Below are 17209 nucleotides of genomic sequence, written 5' to 3'. Positions count from 1 at the left end.
GAGCAGGTCACGCCTTACGTCCCCCTTTGCCGCCCTCAAACCGATTCAAAGCGGTCGGCCCTGAACGGCGTGACATCGACGAACGGATCCTCCCCCGTCATCATGGACGCGATCAGCCGCCCGGTAACCGCGCCGAGTGTCAGTCCGTGATGCGCGTGTCCGAACGCGAACCACATGGTCTTGTGACGCGGGGCGGGGCCAATGATCGGCATCATGTCGGGGGTACACGGACGCCGGCCCATCCACGGTTCGTCGTCTACCCGCTCGCCTAGCGGGAACAGCGTACGTGCCAAGGGCTCAGCGCGCATCAGTTGCACGGGCGTCTTCGGCGCATCGCGATCGGCCAGCTCAACGCCCGTTGTAAGCCGTATGCCGCGTGCCATTGGCGCAAGCAGGAAACCATTATCCACGTCCAGCACCGGATGATTCAGCACAGTCCCGGGTTGTGGTGCGTAGTGCATGTGGTAACCGCGCTTGACCGCCAGCGGCAGCCGGTAGCCCAGTGCCGTTGTGACGTCTTTCGCCCAAGGCCCCAACGCAATCACCGCCGACGATGCACTGACCGAACCTTCCTGCGTCATCACGCGCCAACCGTCGCCCTCGGCTTCCAGCGAGGTCGCATCGCCCGTCAGGAAGCGGCCGCCCAAGCGCTCGAAGTACGCCGCATATCCCGCGACCAACGCGCCCGGATCGGTGACCGACACTGCATCTGTGTAATGCAAGCCACCCACTAGCGAGCGGTCGAGATGCGGTTCGGTAAGTTGCAACTTCGCCGGATCGAGGAGCTTGTAGTGCACGCCAAACTCGCGATGCCAACGCTCGGCATCGCGCAGCTCGCCATCCTGAGCCGCCGCGCTGTGGAAGACCTTGATCCAACCCGTTGGCCGCAACAACGACTCAACGCCGGCTGCCTGCGCGAGGATCTCGTGCTCGGTCACGCAATGTTCGATCAGCGTGGCGTACTGGCGCGCGATGGCGGCATGGCGCGCGGGTTCGGAATTGCGCCAGTATGCCCAGAGGAAGGGCGCGAGCGCGGGCAATGCATCGCGGTGGTAATGAACGTCGATGGACGAGTTGCGCGCGTAATGCATCAGCGTGCCGATGTCGCGGGGAAGCGCGTAGGGATAGACACCTTCGCGCTGTAACAGCCCCGCGTTACCGAACGAGGTTTCGAGTCCGGGATGCTTTCGGTCCACCAGCGCGACCGAGCGGCCACGCTTTTGCAAATGAATGGCGATCGATACACCCACGATGCCCGCGCCCAGCACGACTGTGTCGAACTTCATGCGTTAAATCTCTCCTCTACGTCCAGTTTGTCCGCGGCGTTGAGCGGTGGACGGGTATCCGCCACTGCTTGTTCGCCGCCCCAGAAACTTCCAGACGTAGATCATACCCGCGCGCTTCTCAAGCTTTCCGAATAAGCTTTCGTTTCGACTTAGGCACCGCCTCCGGTCAAGACAAACCTCTATTTGAGCAAGGCTTTAAGCGGCGTATCCGGATCGGTGAGACGGGCGTGGTCCAATACTTTTCCTGCAGCCATCAACCGTCGGCACACCGCCATTTCCCGGCCGCAGTTCACCGTCACCGCAGCCTCGAGTCTGTCGTCCACGCCAAGCGCCAGCATGCAGAACGCGTCTCCTTTCGAGTCGTCGCGCCTGAAGACCGATTGATGCGCCGCAAAAACGCCCAGCGTCTGCACATTGCAATCATATTGATCAGACCAAAGCCACGGCATCTCGGCGTAATGTTCCTCGCCGCCAAGCATGTTCGCGGCTGCCACGGCAGGCTGGTTCTCCGCCACTTGCCACGACTCCACGCGCACATGCCGTCCCAGCAGCGCGTTGAAATGACTCGTCACTTCGCCTGCCGCGAAGATCAGCGGATCTGCTGTTCGACAGTGTTGGTCCACCACAATGCCGTTATCGACGAGCAATCCCGCTGATACGGCAAGCTCCACGTTAGGCACGACGCCTATGCCGATCACCACCACTTCTGCCGGCACGTCGCCGCGATCGGTCTTGACGAGAGAGCCGGTGGGCGTCTTGTCGATGGCAAGCGGCGTGGTGTCGAGCTGCATATCCACGCCATGACGCCGATGCAACCCGAGCATGAACGCTCCGACTTCAGCCGGCATCGATCGCTGCAACAAGCGGCTCGCGGGCTCGATCACCGTCACCGAGCAGCCACGCGATACCGCCGACGCCGCCACTTCCAGCCCGATGAACCCACCTCCCAGCACGGCGACCCGAGCGCCCGGCGCGAGCGCTTCGCGCAGCGCACGGGCATCGGCGATGGTACGAACGTAATGCAGCGCCACGCCCTCCTCGACCGGTCCGCTGAAACGCCGCACGCGGGACCCGGTCGCGATCAGCAAACGCTCATAGCCGATCCGCGCGCCATCGCTGAGAACCACGCACCGCTGTTCGCGATCGATCGCGCTCACCCGCACGCCCAGCCGCATCTCGATACGCTGCTGCGCGTACCAGTGCGCATCGCGGATAAAAGCACGTTGCTCGCCTTCGATTCCAAGCAATGCATCCTTCGATAACACCGGCCGGTCGTAAGGCAGTTCCGCTTCCTCGCCGATCATCAGGATGCGGCTCTCCGGCGCCTTCAACCGAAGCGTTTCGGCGGCACGCCGCGCGGCATGCCCCGCGCCGACAATTACATAGGCTTCATTCGACATGGATCTCGACGCTGCCCTCGTTGATGCGAACCGGATACGTGCGGACCGCTTCCACGATAGGCGCGCACTGCGGCGCGCCCGTACGAATGTCCACGAGCCCTTGATGCAGCGGACATTCGACACAACCATTCTCCACGAACCCCTCCGAGAGACGCGCGTGGCCATGCGTACAAAGATCGTGCAGCGCGAAAATTTCTTCTCCTAAACGGAAAACCGCGATGGGTTTGTTACCCGCAACAACCGCGACCGGTTCACCTTCTTCGAAGTCATCGAGTGCGCCGACTGGAAACCAGGCTTGAGCCAACTGGTTCATTCTTATCTCCTTCAGATCGGTGTGGCGAGCAGGGTCTGCACACGCGAGGTGTCATAGATCACCCGCTTGGACTGGTAACGCAAACCTGCGTCGGTACGCACGACCTTGTCGTAGTACTTGCCCGCCTGATACACATTCGATTCACCATCGGTGCGCGTCTGGATCACCACGTAATTGCTTTCCGTCTCGATCACGCCGTCCTTCTCGGCCATCACGCAGAGCCCCGACGTCATGTGCCGGTAGCTGTGTTCCTCGAAGATATTGGCATTGCGCAGGGACACCACGCGGTCGCGCAGCATCTTCTGGTTGGTGCAATAGATGATGCCGATCGGGAGGCCCATGTCGGCGTTTTCTTTCGGCACGATCTCGTAGAGACAGTCCTCGGTGAACAGCGTCGGCCACGCTTCGAGCCGATCGTTGTCGAGGTTGTTGATGTACTGGTCCTGCAGCATGTGCAGTTCGAACCACAGCTTCATTGCTTCCATGATCTCTTTCCTCGACGTTCAATAACCCATCAGCTTCTGGTAGCCAACCCAGAACTTGCGGATCAGGCTTTCGGTGATGACCGTGTCCTGCTGGTCCGGATTGCCGCGCGACATTTCGATCACCGACGTTGCGCCGGCGTCGCGGATCGTGCCGCGCTGAACCAGTTCGGTGGCTTCCGTGTCTTCCATCGAGATATAGCCTGCAGGTCCCACCAGGTTCGCCTGCTTGATGCGCAACTCGCGCATTTCCGGCGTGTCGTCGGTATATCCGAAGAAGTGGAAAATCAACTCGAAGCTGTTGGGACCTTTAGGCAGCAACTGCCGTGCAACCAGCGTGTTGTGAATCTGCTGGATCACGAGTTGCGGGAAGATCGGCTGGATATGATTGGTCGTGTCTTCTTCGTATTCGGAGATCAGGCCGAGGATGGAGTCATCTTCAAGCGTGAAACCTTCGTCGAAGGAGCGAATGTTCTGCTGCTTGTACGCGGCCGATGTGTCCTCGCCGGTCTTCGTCACCGTAATGATGCTGTGCAGTCCATGCGTTGCATCGGGTATGGAACGCGCCTTCATGCCGACGCGGAAAATGTTGAACGTCGTATGGAACAGGTGCAGCATGCTCGCGTGATACGGGTCCTTCACGTTCTCGAAATAAAGCTTCCAGTTCGACCTTGAGAATTGCCGCGTGCAGCCGAGATATTCAATCGGCTTGTGAAAGATCCGATCGATCCACGGCCGCATTTCCGCGCCGAGATACTCAGGCAAGGGACCAACCGTTTCGCTGAAACTCGCGAACACCAGTCCGCGATAACTCTCCACCCGAAGCTTTCTCAAGCTGTGGTTCTTCGGATCGAAGTCGGCGGGCATGCCGGTCATGCCTTTCTGGCCGCGCCGGAACGGCACGCCCAGCAAGTTGCCACTCTTGTCGAAACTCCACTGGTGGTACACGCACGTGTGCGAGCTTGCGTTGCCGCGGGACTTCCTGCAGACAGACGCCCCGCGATGCGCGCAGCGGTTCACCCACGCCGCCAGCGAGCCGTCGTCGTTGCGTGTGACGACGACGGGCGTGTCGCCGACGAAGGTGCTTTTGAAATCGCCCGGATTCAGGATTTCGGCTTCCAGCGCCACGAAATTCCAGGTCGGTCCGCGGTAGATCCGCTCCTGCTCGCGCTCGTAGACCGCCTGCGAGCTGAAGACCTTGTAGGGCACGCGCGAGCCGTCATCACGCGGAAAAGTCACTGCGTCGGAGTCGAGCGGGTTCATCGGGCGAAGCGGGAATTCGGCCCTTGCATCCGGTGCATCGGGCGCGTCGGGGGCGCATGTCGCATTCGTTTCCAAGGCTGTTTCTCCTTTGGTGGGGTTGGTGTGATGCGATTTTTGGTGCGCCAAAATAGCGGGTCTATCCGATAACGGCTGCGCGCCAAGCCCCGCTATCCACTTCCGGCAGGTTTTCGCGGGACGAAGGGTGTTGGGCGGCACGGGCCTCGGGCAGAACTGCGAACTGACTTACTATCTGCCTTAGCTTTCGTCGTGATTGTTTTCACTGACCGGTACCGTCCATGTCTCAAGCCGCCTTTCGCGCTGACGCGTTGCGGGGCTATCGATTATTCGAATCGACTGACCTTGATGAAACCCGCGAGCTGATCTCGCGTGTGATGCAGCCGCACGCGCTCGTGCCCTCAGGCACGGGCCGCGGCCGCTCGCACATGGATTTCGTCAAGCTTGGGGGGCTGGGTCTCGGCACGATCGCTTTCGGCGACGCCATGCGCGTGAACGTCAAGTCGGTGGACGGTTATTACCTTCTGATGTTTTGCGTGACCGGCGACGCGGAAGTCCGCACGATGGGACGTTCCATGCAGGTGAACCGTAACCAGGGCGTTTTATGTGCGCCCGGACAGGCGTTCGACGCGCTGCTCTCGCCTGGCTGCGAGCAGTTTGTGCTGCGGATCGATCCCATGGCGCTGAACGCGCAGGCGGGGTTGGTTAAATCGAATTTTGCCGCGCCGGATTTTGCCGCGCTGGTGCCGGTGGGCAGCGCGCATTTGCGCGGATGGATGCAGCAATTGCAACTGGTCGCGAGTTCGCCCGAATTGCTTGCGAGTGCGCGCAGTAACCCGCGTGTCGCGACGCAACTCGAAGGTTTGCTGATCGATCTGTTTGCCACGGGTCATGTGGGCAATGAAATAGCGTCGACCCTCGCTTCGAAGCGTTCGCTGGTGTCGCCCGGCTTCGTGAAGCGCGCGGAGGCGTTCATCGAAGCTAATTGCCGGGAGCCGCTGGAATTACTCGATATTGCCAACGCCGTCGGCGTCTCGGCTCGCACGTTGCGCGACGGCTTCCAGCAGTTTCGTGGCGTAAGTCCCATGCAATATGTGCGGCAACTGCGGCTGGAACGCGCACGCGATGCGTTGCGCGCAGCGCCGTTGGATGTGAGGGTCGCTGAGATCGCCCTCGATTGCGGCTTCGCGCATCTCGGGCGTTTCGCGATGGTCTACAAGGCGATGTTCGGCGAATCGCCATCGGAAACGCTGCGGGGACGGTAAGCGTGCCCGCTGCGTTCGTCATATGGGCTACCACGCCCATGCGCGCGTCGCGCCAGGGGTGAGGCGAGCTTAACTTGCGCGAAGCGCTGGTGCGCCCCATGGCGCGCCGATCGTGCCGCCGTCGACCACTATCTCGGCCGCCGTGATTCCGGACGCACCATCCGACGCAAGGAACGCAACCGCCGCCGCGACTTCTTCGGCGGCCGCGAAGCGTCCCATTGGAATAGCCGACGACAACGCTTCTTCCGTGCCGTCGATCGTGGCGCCCGCCCGTGCACCGCGCGTCCAGATCGGCGTACGGGTGCCGCCGGGGATCACCGTGTTCACGCGAATGCCGCGTTGCACCAGCTCGCCGGCGAACACTTTCGCCATGCCGGTAATGCCGGCCTTGGACGCCGAATACGCCGCCGTACCCGCCCGGCCAAGCTCGCGCATGACCGAACCATTCAGCACGATCGATCCCCCCGCCGACATCAACGGCAGCGCTGCCTGAACCGTCAGGAAGACCGCGGTCACGTTGGTGCGCAGGATGGCCTCGAACGCAGCAGCGGTAGTACCGCCCAATGGCGTTGGCCCTGAAATTCCCGCGTTGGCAAACACGATATCAAGCGAACCGTAAGCGTCGCCGACTTGCTTGATCACCGAATCGATTGCTGTGGGATCGTCCAGATCCGCCTGAATGCCGAGCGCGTTTGCGCCCAGCTCGGAGACCGCCTCGTCGAGCTTCGCACGGTCGCGCCCCGTGATCGCCACGCGCGCCCCTTCGGCAATCAACAACTTCGCTGTCGCAAAACCGATACCGCTGTTTCCGCCCGTAATCAGGGCAGTTTTATTACTGAATCGCATGAGTCCTTCTCCTGTGCTGGTCGCCGCCCGGTCGCGGCTGAAAGATTGCATCGGCTACTACAATGCGCCATCAATCTGAATGTTGAACATAATCCACAAATTCAGTATTATCCTCGTCATGCAGATTGTCAAGCGAGGATTGCGATGGGCTTTTCACAAGTGCAGAAGGCGGAAAGCAGGCAGCGTGTGCTGGATACGGCCGCGCGGCAGATCCGCGAACATGGGCTGGAGGCGCTGGGCGTGGCCGACTGCATGCGCAGCGCCGGGCTGACGCACGGCGCGTTCTACGGACATTTTTCATCGCGCGATGCGTTGATCGTCGCTGCGCTGGAACAGGCAATGACGCGGGGCGAGGCACGCGTGATGTCGCGCGCGGCCGATGCGGCGGAACATTCAAAGACACCGTTCGAAGCAATCGCCGATGCTTACCTGCACCCCGCTCACGCGGATAATCCCGGCACCGGATGCGCGCTTTGCGCACTCGCTGGCGATGCGGTGCACGCAACGGCGGACGTGAAAGCGCTCTACACCACGCACTTGCGGCGGCTTGCAGATCAGTTGACGCAAGCGGCGGGGAGCGGAGGCGAAACGCTGGGGCTGGGGGTCGCGGCCACTATCGTGGGAGCAATCACTTTGGCGCGTGCGGTAGATGATCACGAACTGGCGCTGTCGATTCTCACCGCGGCGCATGCACTCGTCATGACGCAGGACGGCAATGAACCTGTGGCGAACGGCGGCGCGTGTTAAGGCAGATTCAGTGGTTCTCGGCAAACTCACGGGTGCAGAAGCGATGCAATTGCTGCAGTAATTCGGAGCCTTGTGAAGTCAGGCGCGGCGTAGCCCGACCATTCGTGCTCGCATCAATGCTGACGAGGTGCTCGTGCTCGAGACTCGCCACGTCGGAACATTGAGGTTCCACTTGCGACGGCGAGTGTTGGATCAGCAGCAGTGTCGACAACTCGTGAGGGCTGAGCATGGGAATCTCCTTGCATGAATGAATCGCAACGGTTTGCGTTCATGCATCCTAGAGAGCCAAGTCGACATTCACGCTACAGTCATTTTTCACGGCATTACACAGTTACATTCTCGCAATGAGCAAGCGCCCGAACGGGGCGTATCCGCTGCCGGCAGAAACTTCCTGTTGCAATTGCCCGGTCAACCGAACCGGCCTCAAGTCTTTCAGCGGGTAAGGAAGCGCATGCCGGCCGTCAGATAACTTGACGCAGCTTACGCCAACGTCGCTTTCATCTGCAGGGCTTAGTAAAGTCCCGGAATCAATCTCGACGTACGGGCGCGATAGGCATCGTATTCGGCCCCGAACTGCGTGTGCAGCAGCGTTTCTTCAGAACGGATGCGCGCGACGAGCGGCGGGATGGTCAGCAGCATGAGCAATACGCCGACTCCTGAACGAAACGCGAAAGCCCAGCCCAGTGAATTGACGAGCAGACCCAGATAGCTGGGATGCCGGATGACACCGTACATGCCGGTCGTGACCAGTGTATGGCCGGGCTGAATGGCAACCAACCCGCTGAACCGATGGCCAAGCACAAAAACTGGCCATATCCGCAGCACGCCGCCGACGATGAACAAGACCACGCCAAGCCAGCGGAGGCTGTCGCCGTCGAATGTCCAGAATTCCTTGCGGTCCGTGTAAGCCGGCAGATACGCTTGCAGCAGTCCAAGTATTATCAAGGCTGCGATAACCCATCGGTTACCACGGTCCTCACGCTCACCCGAACTCAGGTTGACGCGACTGAAGATCGTCACGACCGACAACAGCAGCGTGACAATAGCCACGACGCTCAGCGCCCGATGCGAGAAGAACGCAGTGAAGCCACCCCATCCAAGCACCGCAAGTCCGAGATAGAGCAAAACCCCCGACACGGAGGCGAAGGCGAGCTTGGGTGTAGGCATCATGGCAGTCTCGCTTGGTTGAGCGCTCTTTTCAGTTTAGGACATCGGTCGATGGCCCGACTGGATTGAATATCTTTGGCCAGACACTGCTCTGCCGCAAGCTTGCCGCGTCACGCCGTTGTTACGCGGCCACCCACCCTTATCTTCCCTTCTGTGCGAGAGGCGCGAATCACGCACGGGTTATCCAGATTCTGCCCTTGATACACCGTTATATCCGCATTCAACCTGACACTCAGTGCCCCAGCGGCGACACCGGTCGCAGCGTCTTCCAGCGTCGCATCGAGATGATTGAAGTTGCGGCCGGCGTACTGGTTCGGACTTGCGCCCATGCGCGTATAGGCGAAGCAACCATTGACGCCATTCGTTCGCCCCCATTCTGTGATGCCCTCCAGATCCGGGCGCAGGGAATACAGGACATCTTCGCTAGCTACTTCCACGAGAAGCTTGGGACTGCCTACGGAGGCTACATCGGGAGACGATGCAAGCACGCCCGGGTCACAGCGAAATAACTTTGCTACGTCGGAAATGGAAACATCGGGGAAATCTGCCTGCTGTATATCGACCGACACAAAGATATTGTCGCCTGCTCGATCGAACGCCAGCGGTTGCTTTTTCATGCTCGACTTCAGCAGCAAAACACCACCGTGCTGCCCTGTCTTCCAGATATGGTCGGCGGCCGCTAGCGACGCATGCAGACACAAAGGGCTCCGTGCATGCGGGTAATAAAAATCCAGCGTGAGTTGGCCGCTTGCCGGACCATCCGCATCTACAAAAACACACGCGTGAGCATGTTCGTCGATAGTGAATTGTTGCCGGTCCTCAAGCGACCAGCCTGAAAGTTCGGGACCGGAGACGACCACCGCATCGTTGCCACTCAGCGCTGTTGCTCCAAAGCATCTATACCGTTCGATGTTCATTTAATCACCTGGGTTAGCAATTGTCGTCATAGTACGGTCATGGTCCGGTCAAAGCCAAGCACAACACGGTCCCAAGCGGACATCGCGAAAGGAAAGGCCATTTCTGCGGGTCACTAGCCCAAGCGAAGACCTCGCGTGGTATCCGCTGCACATCTGAATTCCGGCGAAATGCCGCCGTCGGGTAAGCTTCGCCGACCGACGCTCCGAAGGCAAATCCATGTCCTCCGTCTCCGCATTCAAGCTCGTTCTGCTCTCGCTAATCGTGATGATCGGCTTGCAGTTGCTAGCCAAGCGTCTCAAGTTGCCCCCCGCCGCCGCGCTGCTGATAGGTGGCATTGCCATGGCATTCGTGCCAGGCCTGCCGCCGGTTCACCTGGACCCGGACCTGGTGATTGTCGTATTCCTGCCTCCACTCCTCATGGACGGCGCCTACTTCTCCGTGTGGGAAGAACTCAAGCGCAATCTCGGCGGCATCCTGCTGCTCGCCATTGGCGCCGTTGCGTTCACGACGCTTGCCGTCGGGGTGGTCACCCATCTGGTTGTGCCCGGACTGCCTTGGGCTGTCTGCTTCGCGCTCGGCGCCATTGTGTCGCCGCCCGATGCCGTTGCAGCCAAGGCCGTGCTCGAACGCCTCGCGTTGCCGCGCAAGCTGATGGTTCTCCTCGAGGGAGAGAGCCTGCTCAACGACGCCGCCGGCCTCGTCCTGGTTCGCTTCGCCGTTGCAGCGGCGCTGACCGGGACGTTCAGCATGGGACATGCTGCGGCGAGCTTCGCCTTCCTCGGCCTGGGTGGCGTGGTGGTCGGTGGCGTTGTAGGTTATTTGATCGTGCAGATCGTCCGCTGCCTTGATGACGACTATCTCATCATCACCACCAGCGTATTGACCGCATGGATAAGCTACATTGCTGGCGAAATGCTCGGTGTCTCGGGCGTGATCGCGACAGTCACGGCCGGCCTGACGTTCGGCTGGTATCAACACGAAGTCTTGAGCGCTACCGTTCGCATGCGCGGCATGGCATTCTGGCAGGTCGTTGTCTTCCTTCTCGAAGCGCTCGTATTCATTCTGATCGGGCTGTCTCTTCGAGGTGTCATCGCCCGGTCCGGCGGCGCCGGTGATGCACTTTTCACGCTCGCGCCAGCGGTTGCCGCCGTGCTCGGCGCAGTGGTCCTGTCGCGCTTCGTGTGGGTCTTCGCTACCGAGTTTTTCAACACGTCATGGCGGCGCTTGACTGGCCGCGACCGCGGGAACGTGGCGCTTGATTGGCGAACGGCAACCATAACAAGCTGGGCCGGCATGCGCGGCGTGGTCACCCTCGCGGTTGCGCTGTCGCTTCCAGAGACCATGCCCGGGAGGGATTTGATCCTTGTCGCGTCGTTTGCCGTCATCCTGGTGACCGTGTTGCTGCAAGGAACCACCATTGGCCTTCTCATCCAATGGATCAACCCTGATCGCAGTCCGGATTCCAGCGCTCAACATCTGACCGAGCCGCAAGCATGGGCGAGACTGGAGGCGGCGCAACTCGCCGCTATCGAGCCGCTTGTACACGACAGCGAGGGCAAGGTGATTCATCCCCGGTTGCTCGAGCAATACACCTACCGGGCAACAATCACCAAAGCATACGGTGACCGGACAGACTTCCCGCATGAGGAACGTACCACTCATTTCGATGTCATCCTGGCGGCCGTTGCCGCCGGGCGCAAGGAGTTGCTCCGTATGCATCGCTCAGGCGCCATTCACGATGAGATGCTGCACGTTCTCGAGCATGACCTCGACTTGCAAGAGGTGTCTGCGCGGCATGGACGTGGCTGATAGTGTTCAGTGCTAGTCCGCGGCGCTTGTCAGCACGTGCACGCCGTGAAGGATGCTGCGTTTATCCAGTCCCGCGTCACCAGGGCGGCCAAGCTTAAGGCACGTTCTGATTGGTACAATCGGTCCCACGTTCCTTGTCCCCTCTTCACTACATGTCCGAAACACACTGGTTGTCCGAGCCCAGCACCGCATCCAAACGCATCATCTTCGCGCGACACGGCGAATATCCATGCAACGTTCGCGGTGTTTGCAACAGTAATCCCCGTACCGGCTTTTATCTGACAGAGAAAGGCGAAGCGCAGGCCAGGGCCTTGGGCGAGCGCCTGAAGGACGAGAAAATCGAGCTTATCGTGACCTCGGAATTTCTGCGTGCGCGCCAGACCGCGTGGTTAGCCAACGAGGTACTGAAGGTACCGCAAGTGGTTAATCGGCTAGCGAACGAAAACCGGGTCGGCGCCGAATTTGAAGGAAAGTCAGGCGATGAATTTCAGCGATTCATTGCCCACGCGCCGGCGACTACCGCCGCGCCGGACGGCGAACCCTTCACGGGAATGCTCTCGCGCGTTCAATCGCTGATCGCTGACCTGAAGCTGAGCAGCCCCCAGACCGTGCTGGTCGTCACACACGGCTGGACCCTTCAGGCGGTGCGAGTCATCCTGAACGAAATCAGTATGGATGACGCCGCTCGATGCGTGGACATGCCGTCAAATTGCGAAATCATTGAAGGAAGGTTTTAGCTTCCGGTGCCGCACGCCGACATGCGAGCAGTCCGCTAAGTCACTTGAACGCGTAGGCGACCCCAACGCCGTAAGTGACTTGATTCCGGTTTCCGCGCTGCGTGACGATCGGACTGTCGGACGCTGAGCCTGTTAGCCGCTGGTAGTAAATCATTGCTCCGCTGAACCAGTGTTTGTCGATCCGGTAGATCGCGGCAAGCCACCCGGTCATCTGCTCAAGTCCGCCGGAAGGACTGAAGGCAGGCAGGCCGCTGCGCGCCGAGTCCTCCTCTGTAACGCCGTAGTACACCTGATTGAATCCCTGGCTCACCCAGCTCGCGCCGACTCCGGTGCCCACGAAGATGCGTTGTCGCACGGGAAACCACAGACTGCCGTTCATCGATACCCGTGCTCCGGGATACACAATGCCCGCGTTGGTCACGACCGTCACGGACCCCCGCAGGCGATACGGGAAAGCGCCCTGATTATCGTACTCGTATCCTATAAAGCCACCCGCTTCCACGGTCGTGTGCACGTCATGGACCTGCGAAACCACCGGATCGTCAACATGACTCCGTCCCAGGCGCAGCTCCACGGATGGACCATATTGCAGCCCTGTCAGGCCGCCAAAATCGAATTGGGCATAGGGCCCATATAGCTCGAACAACCGGCCGCCATCGGTCACATAGCGTATTCCTGGGGCAACGCCGACAAAGCGGTCCTTGGCCCCCGTGTAGTCTGTTGTGGACCCGACCCCTGCGCCGACCATGCTGGGAATCTCGCCGGGGAGATCGACGGACGACGCCCGGCTGCCCTGAGCGATGAGGAAGCATGTCGCCAGCAAAACAACGCGCAGGCTTGCTTGAATCGAGTGGTTTTTCATTAGCCGGCCGGTGAAATAGGAGCGCCTCGAATTCAGGTTCAGGTCTTAGCGCCACGCACTCCCGACCTGAACATAAAATGCGTTTTGGCCGGGGCCGCGCGCAACGTCGATACCCATCGTCAGACCCAGCTTGCGGGCAATCAGATAACGAAAGCCGGTTCCGAATCCATAAGCCGTTGGTGCATCTGACAGCGAGTGAAGGTTGCCGTACGCTTTGCCCGCACCGCCAAAACCGAGCACATACCAACGCGGCGCCACGTTCCACCTGAGCTCGAGTTCGCCCGTCAGTTGATTGCGGTCCTGATACTTCGCGTCCGACACGCCGCGTAACGAGACATAAGGCTGTGCAAAGAACGGGATATCGCCTTGAGAAAATCCGGTGTCGGCGCGCATACCGAGGACCCATGATGGAGCGAGCGGGATCCAGTGATAACCCTTTGCCGTCTCCATCTGAAAGTTTGAAGTACTGCCTAGCCCGCCTCTCGCGATTTCCGCTTCCAACTCGGCATAGGTTCCCTTGCCCGGGAAAAAGAAGTTGTCGCGGGTATCGTAGTCAACGACCACGCCGCCTTTGGCGACGCGTTGTTCATTCTTGAAATCAAGCAGTCCGTTTGGAAGAATGGGCCCGAACCGCGTGTTCGAATCCAGGAACGTGTAGCGCGGGCCTACGTACCATGGACTATTGCCCAAGCGGAACAAGAGCTGCTGAACAACGGCCACGCCACTGAGCTGATACGCGTGCGATCCGCCGTCCGCCCCGTAGTAATTCAAATGCAGGTCGATCTTTCCCACGATGCCAAGATAGCGAATCCGGTCGTCGTCCCACGTGTGAAAGTGCATCAGTCCTACACCCCAGCTATGGGTACCTGTCGCAAAGCCACCCAAACCGGTGATGTTGGGAGGCGCTGAGCTTTTGACCTCGCTCTGAGGCGCATCGGCATCATGCTTGGGCATGGTGAAGTAAAGCAGGCCGAGACCGAGCCCGTAACCCACCGCAGGTTCCGTGACAATAGTAGGTACCGGCAACACTCCGCGATGCGACAGCAACATATCGCTCAAGTCGAACATGCCGTCTTCCGTGTCTGTGAATTTGCCCTCGGCAGACGCAACACCGGTGAATGAAACAGTGAGAACGACGCAGCCTAGTAACGGCCCTATCCTTCGTCGCAATTCAAGTACAGCGCTTAAGTCTCGCTTGCATAATTTCATCAATACTAATCCCGTCATGCAAGGTTTGATTTATCGCTCACAAGCGAAGGCACATGGTCAGGCGCTGAAGCTTCAAAGCTTCGTTACGCGTTTGAGCACCGAAAAGGCGTGTCGGCATTCCCTGATAATTCAGTCAATCGAACCGTACCGGCCCCGCGATTCGAATATGGATCGATTGAAATGAAAACCGTGTCTCCACGGTGCGGCGTTTTCTTTCGTGTGCCAGCCAGAGCGAACTTTGAAGATGCGCTTTTTGCAAATCCCTACGCTCACGACCGAGCTCGGCTTATTCGGCCTATTCGCTCGACCGATATCAGAAACGTAAAGGGAATGCAATCATCGACAAAGGCGCGACTAACGCCCCCAAACCAACACGCTGGTTAGCGACAAATCAGACGAACACGGGAGCGGTCGAGCGTTGATTTGACTAATTGCTTCCTGCCAAATCACGGATGAAGTGAGGGTGATTGAGATCGCGGTGCTCGATTGCACACCGGATATATTCCAGCGAGCGCCGGTCGTGTCACGGACCGGAACGCTCATGCCGTTGCGCACATGAGACCCGCGCTAGTCGATAACTTCAGTCAACCTGCTGCACCACTCAGGCCACCCGAAGACGCATCTCCCCGTTGTCATCCGAGACGTGTACGCCTCGAAGATCGTGAAGATAGCCTCGTGGACCCAAGGCATCAATCCGAGCCACGGGTAAAGTTGAAGTGATGGCGATAACCAGCGATCCGGCAGCCAGTCCCGCTGCAATTCCGGCCGCCGAGTCCTCGAATACGACAGCGCGCTCGGGAGCAGCGCCTAATGCTTTCGCGGCCACGATGAAGCCATCGGGCGCAGGTTTTCCGCGTGCGATTTCATCGGAGGTGAACAAGACCTTGGGTATGGGCAATCCAGCTGCTTTGAGCCGCCTTAGTGCAAGAGGGCGTTCCGCCGACGTGACCACGGCCCAACGATCTTCGGGGATTGACGCCAGTAGATCTCGAGCGCCGGGGATTTCCACAATGCCTTCCACGTCATCGAGCTCGACCTGTCTTAACGCCGCTGCGTCGGCTTCAATATCCGTTCCGGGCGGAGCCAACGCGCGAACGGTGTCTATCACGCGACGGCCCTGACATTCGCGCAGGACCATCTCAGGATCAAGCCCTCGCCTAAGCGACCAGTCCGTGTACGCGCGGATCACGGGCGCATGTGAATTGAGCAAGGTTCCATCCATGTCGAACAGAAGACACGATACGCGAAATTCGACTTGAGTAAGCAGCATGAGCGGCAGCGGACCGTGTGAGTAATCGGGCAATCATTTCAAGGAAGTTGAGCAGCGTCGCTGGCCACGGCCTCTTCCACACTAAGCGTGATCGATTCGCCGGGCTGCAAAACGACCAAAGGCCCATGTGACTCGATCTCGAAGTACGGCAGTTCAGGCGCGTTGAACACTTCAAGCGGCGTGCCATGAGCATACCTCGCGTCCGGGGTAACCGGGAAGCGCCTGCGCAAGGTACGCTTGCCTTCCGGTAAATCGAATTCGGGCGCTATTCAGGTCCTGCCGCCGTCTCATGTCGGAAAAGTCCATTCGCCGCAGAGGGTTCGCCATTGCGCATTCGCTCGAGTCCGACACACGTCCCGTCAGGCATCGTGGATATACGCCAGCTCAACGATCTCATGCCGAATGATCGTCAGCCTCCCGCCGATTGCAGGAACGAAAGGTCAGTTCAAGGGGGCCTTGACGCATCGACAGCGTCATCCACCCGCGATATTCAATCCATTTAAGCGCACGATGCGTGTCGGAAATACCGGCGAAGTGCGATATGTGACTCAGCGTCGTTTAACTCTTTGCCACCGGCTTGCTGCGCATCAGGCCGACCGTTTCCGGCTGCGCGATCTTGCACATCACTGGCGGCAAACCGCGCGCAATCAACTCAATATCGGCCAGAGCAATTCTGCCTATGTCCCTCAATACCGTGTCAAGCGCGCCGGCCTGGTGAGGCGAAAGCAGGACGTTGTCGACTAATCGCGCCCGATGACCTGGCGCGAGCGGCTCTTCAGGGAAGACATCCGTAGCAACCCGGATGAGACCCGCTGCGGCCGCGTCGAGCATCGCATCGAAATCCACGACACCGGCACGGCTCACGAGTATAAAAGCTGCGCCCTTGCGCATGATTGCAAATTCTTCACGCGTGAGGAAACCCTGATTTTCCGACGTGACGCCGGCCACCACGAATACGATCTGCGACTCGCGCAACACCGTATCGAGCGATGCAGGCTCACATCCGAGCGATTCGATATAGGCCGGAGGCAACCAGGGGTCGAACGCCCTCACCACGCCGCGAAACGGCGCTACGAGCGGCAGAATCGCGCGCCCCAGGTCGCCCATGCCGATGAACCCCACCGGCGCGTCATACAGCGAGAACGCGTCCCGGTTCGCATCGAGCCCATATTGCTCGGTGCCGCGCCGAAACCGCCTGTCCGCCTGGCTGATCCCGCGGGCAAGATCGATCGCCATGCCCAGCGCCGCCTCGGCAACGGGTTCAGCAAAGACCGGGCTCACGTTCAGGACGCGAATGCCTTGCCTGAAGCACTGAGCGTAGTCCACGTTGGGAAGAAAATTCCCTTCTACATTGACGATTGCCCGCAGGTTGGCTGCACGCGTCAGCCGCTCGGCCGGCATGTCGAACTGACCCACCATGATGTGAGCATCAGCCGCGTACTGCTCGAATATCTCATCGGTTACGGGACCGTCTTCATGGATGAACACTTGCCCAAGCGCCCGGATCCGATCAAGATCGGCCGTGCTGAAAATGTCAGCAACAGTACGCGGCGCAGGTGCGATGAACAGACGGATTTGTTCTACGGCTTGAGTCATGGGTACTCCGGGGAACGACTATTG

General features: G+C 59.8%; 18 protein-coding genes. 4 read left to right on the top strand and 14 right to left on the bottom strand.

Annotated features, from left to right (window positions below):
• Positions 1 to 35 precede the first annotated feature (35 nt).
• The 5 genes from FH08_RS0121030 to andAc all read right to left on the bottom strand — a co-directional run bounded on the left by FH08_RS0121030 (position 36) and on the right by andAc (position 4744).
• Positions 36 to 1286 carry an NAD(P)/FAD-dependent oxidoreductase gene (locus FH08_RS0121030; protein WP_031360244.1) on the bottom strand — a complete coding sequence of 417 codons (1251 nt, stop codon included), beginning with the start codon at positions 1284 to 1286 and terminating at the stop codon, positions 36 to 38.
• A 179-nt stretch (positions 1287 to 1465) separates the two neighbouring features.
• The gene (gene andAa / locus FH08_RS0121025; protein WP_031360243.1) at positions 1466 to 2686 is read right to left on the bottom strand and encodes an anthranilate 1,2-dioxygenase system ferredoxin--NAD(+) reductase; all 1221 of its coding nucleotides are present in this window, start codon (positions 2684 to 2686) and stop codon (positions 1466 to 1468) included.
• A complete protein-coding gene (gene andAb, locus FH08_RS0121020) occupies positions 2676 to 2999 on the bottom strand; it encodes an anthranilate 1,2-dioxygenase ferredoxin subunit AndAb (RefSeq protein ID WP_031360242.1) in 324 nt (107 codons plus the stop codon). The genes andAa and andAb overlap by 11 nt, the downstream gene beginning before the upstream one ends.
• Before the next feature lie 11 nt (positions 3000 to 3010).
• The gene (gene andAd / locus FH08_RS0121015; protein ID WP_031360241.1) at positions 3011 to 3484 is read right to left on the bottom strand and encodes an anthranilate 1,2-dioxygenase small subunit AndAd; all 474 of its coding nucleotides are present in this window, start codon (positions 3482 to 3484) and stop codon (positions 3011 to 3013) included.
• An 18-nt stretch (positions 3485 to 3502) separates the two neighbouring features.
• On the bottom strand, positions 3503 to 4744 hold the full coding sequence (gene andAc, locus FH08_RS0121010; protein WP_031360240.1) for an anthranilate 1,2-dioxygenase large subunit AndAc: 1242 nt from the start codon (positions 4742 to 4744) through the stop codon (positions 3503 to 3505).
• A gap of 296 nt (positions 4745 to 5040) precedes the next feature.
• On the opposite strand from andAc, the gene andR reads away from it, so the two are divergent.
• Positions 5041 to 6024 (top strand): anthranilate 1,2-dioxygenase regulatory protein AndR, encoded by a 984-nt coding sequence (gene andR / locus FH08_RS0121005; protein ID WP_031360239.1) that lies wholly within the window; start codon positions 5041 to 5043, stop codon positions 6022 to 6024.
• Between the two features lie 69 nt (positions 6025 to 6093).
• On the opposite strand, the gene FH08_RS0121000 is transcribed toward andR, so the two are convergent.
• Positions 6094 to 6870 carry an SDR family NAD(P)-dependent oxidoreductase gene (locus tag FH08_RS0121000; RefSeq protein WP_031360238.1) on the bottom strand — a complete coding sequence of 259 codons (777 nt, stop codon included), beginning with the start codon at positions 6868 to 6870 and terminating at the stop codon, positions 6094 to 6096.
• Positions 6871 to 7014: 144 nt separating this feature from the next.
• Here FH08_RS0121000 and FH08_RS0120995 point away from each other — a divergent pair, with 144 nt between their 5' ends.
• Positions 7015 to 7617 (top strand): TetR/AcrR family transcriptional regulator, encoded by a 603-nt coding sequence (locus FH08_RS0120995; protein WP_031360237.1) that lies wholly within the window; start codon positions 7015 to 7017, stop codon positions 7615 to 7617.
• A gap of 7 nt (positions 7618 to 7624) precedes the next feature.
• On the opposite strand, the gene FH08_RS0120990 is transcribed toward FH08_RS0120995, so the two are convergent.
• The 3 genes from FH08_RS0120990 to FH08_RS0120980 all read right to left on the bottom strand — a co-directional run bounded on the left by FH08_RS0120990 (position 7625) and on the right by FH08_RS0120980 (position 9701).
• Positions 7625 to 7846: a hypothetical protein gene (locus FH08_RS0120990; RefSeq protein WP_031360236.1), complete on the bottom strand. Its 222-nt coding sequence runs from the start codon at positions 7844 to 7846 to the stop codon at positions 7625 to 7627.
• Between the two features lie 281 nt (positions 7847 to 8127).
• Entirely contained in the window at positions 8128 to 8787 is a 660-nt protein-coding gene (locus FH08_RS0120985) for a methyltransferase family protein (protein ID WP_031360235.1), read from the bottom strand.
• Between the two features lie 107 nt (positions 8788 to 8894).
• Positions 8895 to 9701, bottom strand: coding sequence for a PhzF family phenazine biosynthesis protein (locus FH08_RS0120980; RefSeq protein ID WP_031360234.1), 807 nt, complete (start codon positions 9699 to 9701; stop codon positions 8895 to 8897).
• Between the two features lie 217 nt (positions 9702 to 9918).
• On the opposite strand from FH08_RS0120980, the gene FH08_RS0120975 reads away from it, so the two are divergent.
• Both FH08_RS0120975 and FH08_RS49555 read left to right on the top strand, forming a co-directional pair.
• A complete protein-coding gene (locus tag FH08_RS0120975; RefSeq protein WP_031360233.1) occupies positions 9919 to 11511 on the top strand; it encodes a Na+/H+ antiporter in 1593 nt (530 codons plus the stop codon).
• Positions 11512 to 11663: 152 nt separating this feature from the next.
• Positions 11664 to 12248 carry a histidine phosphatase family protein gene (locus FH08_RS49555; protein ID WP_075583354.1) on the top strand — a complete coding sequence of 195 codons (585 nt, stop codon included), beginning with the start codon at positions 11664 to 11666 and terminating at the stop codon, positions 12246 to 12248.
• A 40-nt stretch (positions 12249 to 12288) separates the two neighbouring features.
• On the opposite strand, the gene FH08_RS0120965 is transcribed toward FH08_RS49555, so the two are convergent.
• The 5 genes from FH08_RS0120965 to FH08_RS0120940 form a co-directional block, all read right to left on the bottom strand.
• Positions 12289 to 13110 (bottom strand): MipA/OmpV family protein, encoded by an 822-nt coding sequence (locus FH08_RS0120965; RefSeq protein ID WP_035566721.1) that lies wholly within the window; start codon positions 13108 to 13110, stop codon positions 12289 to 12291.
• A gap of 45 nt (positions 13111 to 13155) precedes the next feature.
• Complete coding sequence (locus FH08_RS0120960; protein WP_235210430.1) at positions 13156 to 14178, bottom strand: BamA/TamA family outer membrane protein; 1023 nt, start codon at positions 14176 to 14178, stop codon at positions 13156 to 13158.
• Positions 14179 to 14920: 742 nt separating this feature from the next.
• Positions 14921 to 15589 (bottom strand): HAD-IA family hydrolase, encoded by a 669-nt coding sequence (locus FH08_RS0120950; protein ID WP_035566785.1) that lies wholly within the window; start codon positions 15587 to 15589, stop codon positions 14921 to 14923.
• A 38-nt stretch (positions 15590 to 15627) separates the two neighbouring features.
• The gene (locus FH08_RS0120945; protein ID WP_031360228.1) at positions 15628 to 15819 is read right to left on the bottom strand and encodes a hypothetical protein; all 192 of its coding nucleotides are present in this window, start codon (positions 15817 to 15819) and stop codon (positions 15628 to 15630) included.
• Positions 15820 to 16147: 328 nt separating this feature from the next.
• Positions 16148 to 17185 (bottom strand): hydroxyacid dehydrogenase, encoded by a 1038-nt coding sequence (locus FH08_RS0120940; RefSeq protein WP_031360227.1) that lies wholly within the window; start codon positions 17183 to 17185, stop codon positions 16148 to 16150.
• Positions 17186 to 17209: the final 24 nt, after the last annotated feature.

The organism is Caballeronia sordidicola, assembly GCF_000729995.1.
Taxonomy (GTDB): domain Bacteria; phylum Pseudomonadota; class Gammaproteobacteria; order Burkholderiales; family Burkholderiaceae; genus Caballeronia; species Caballeronia sordidicola_A.
This window is presented reverse-complemented; position numbering and strand designations above follow the sequence as displayed.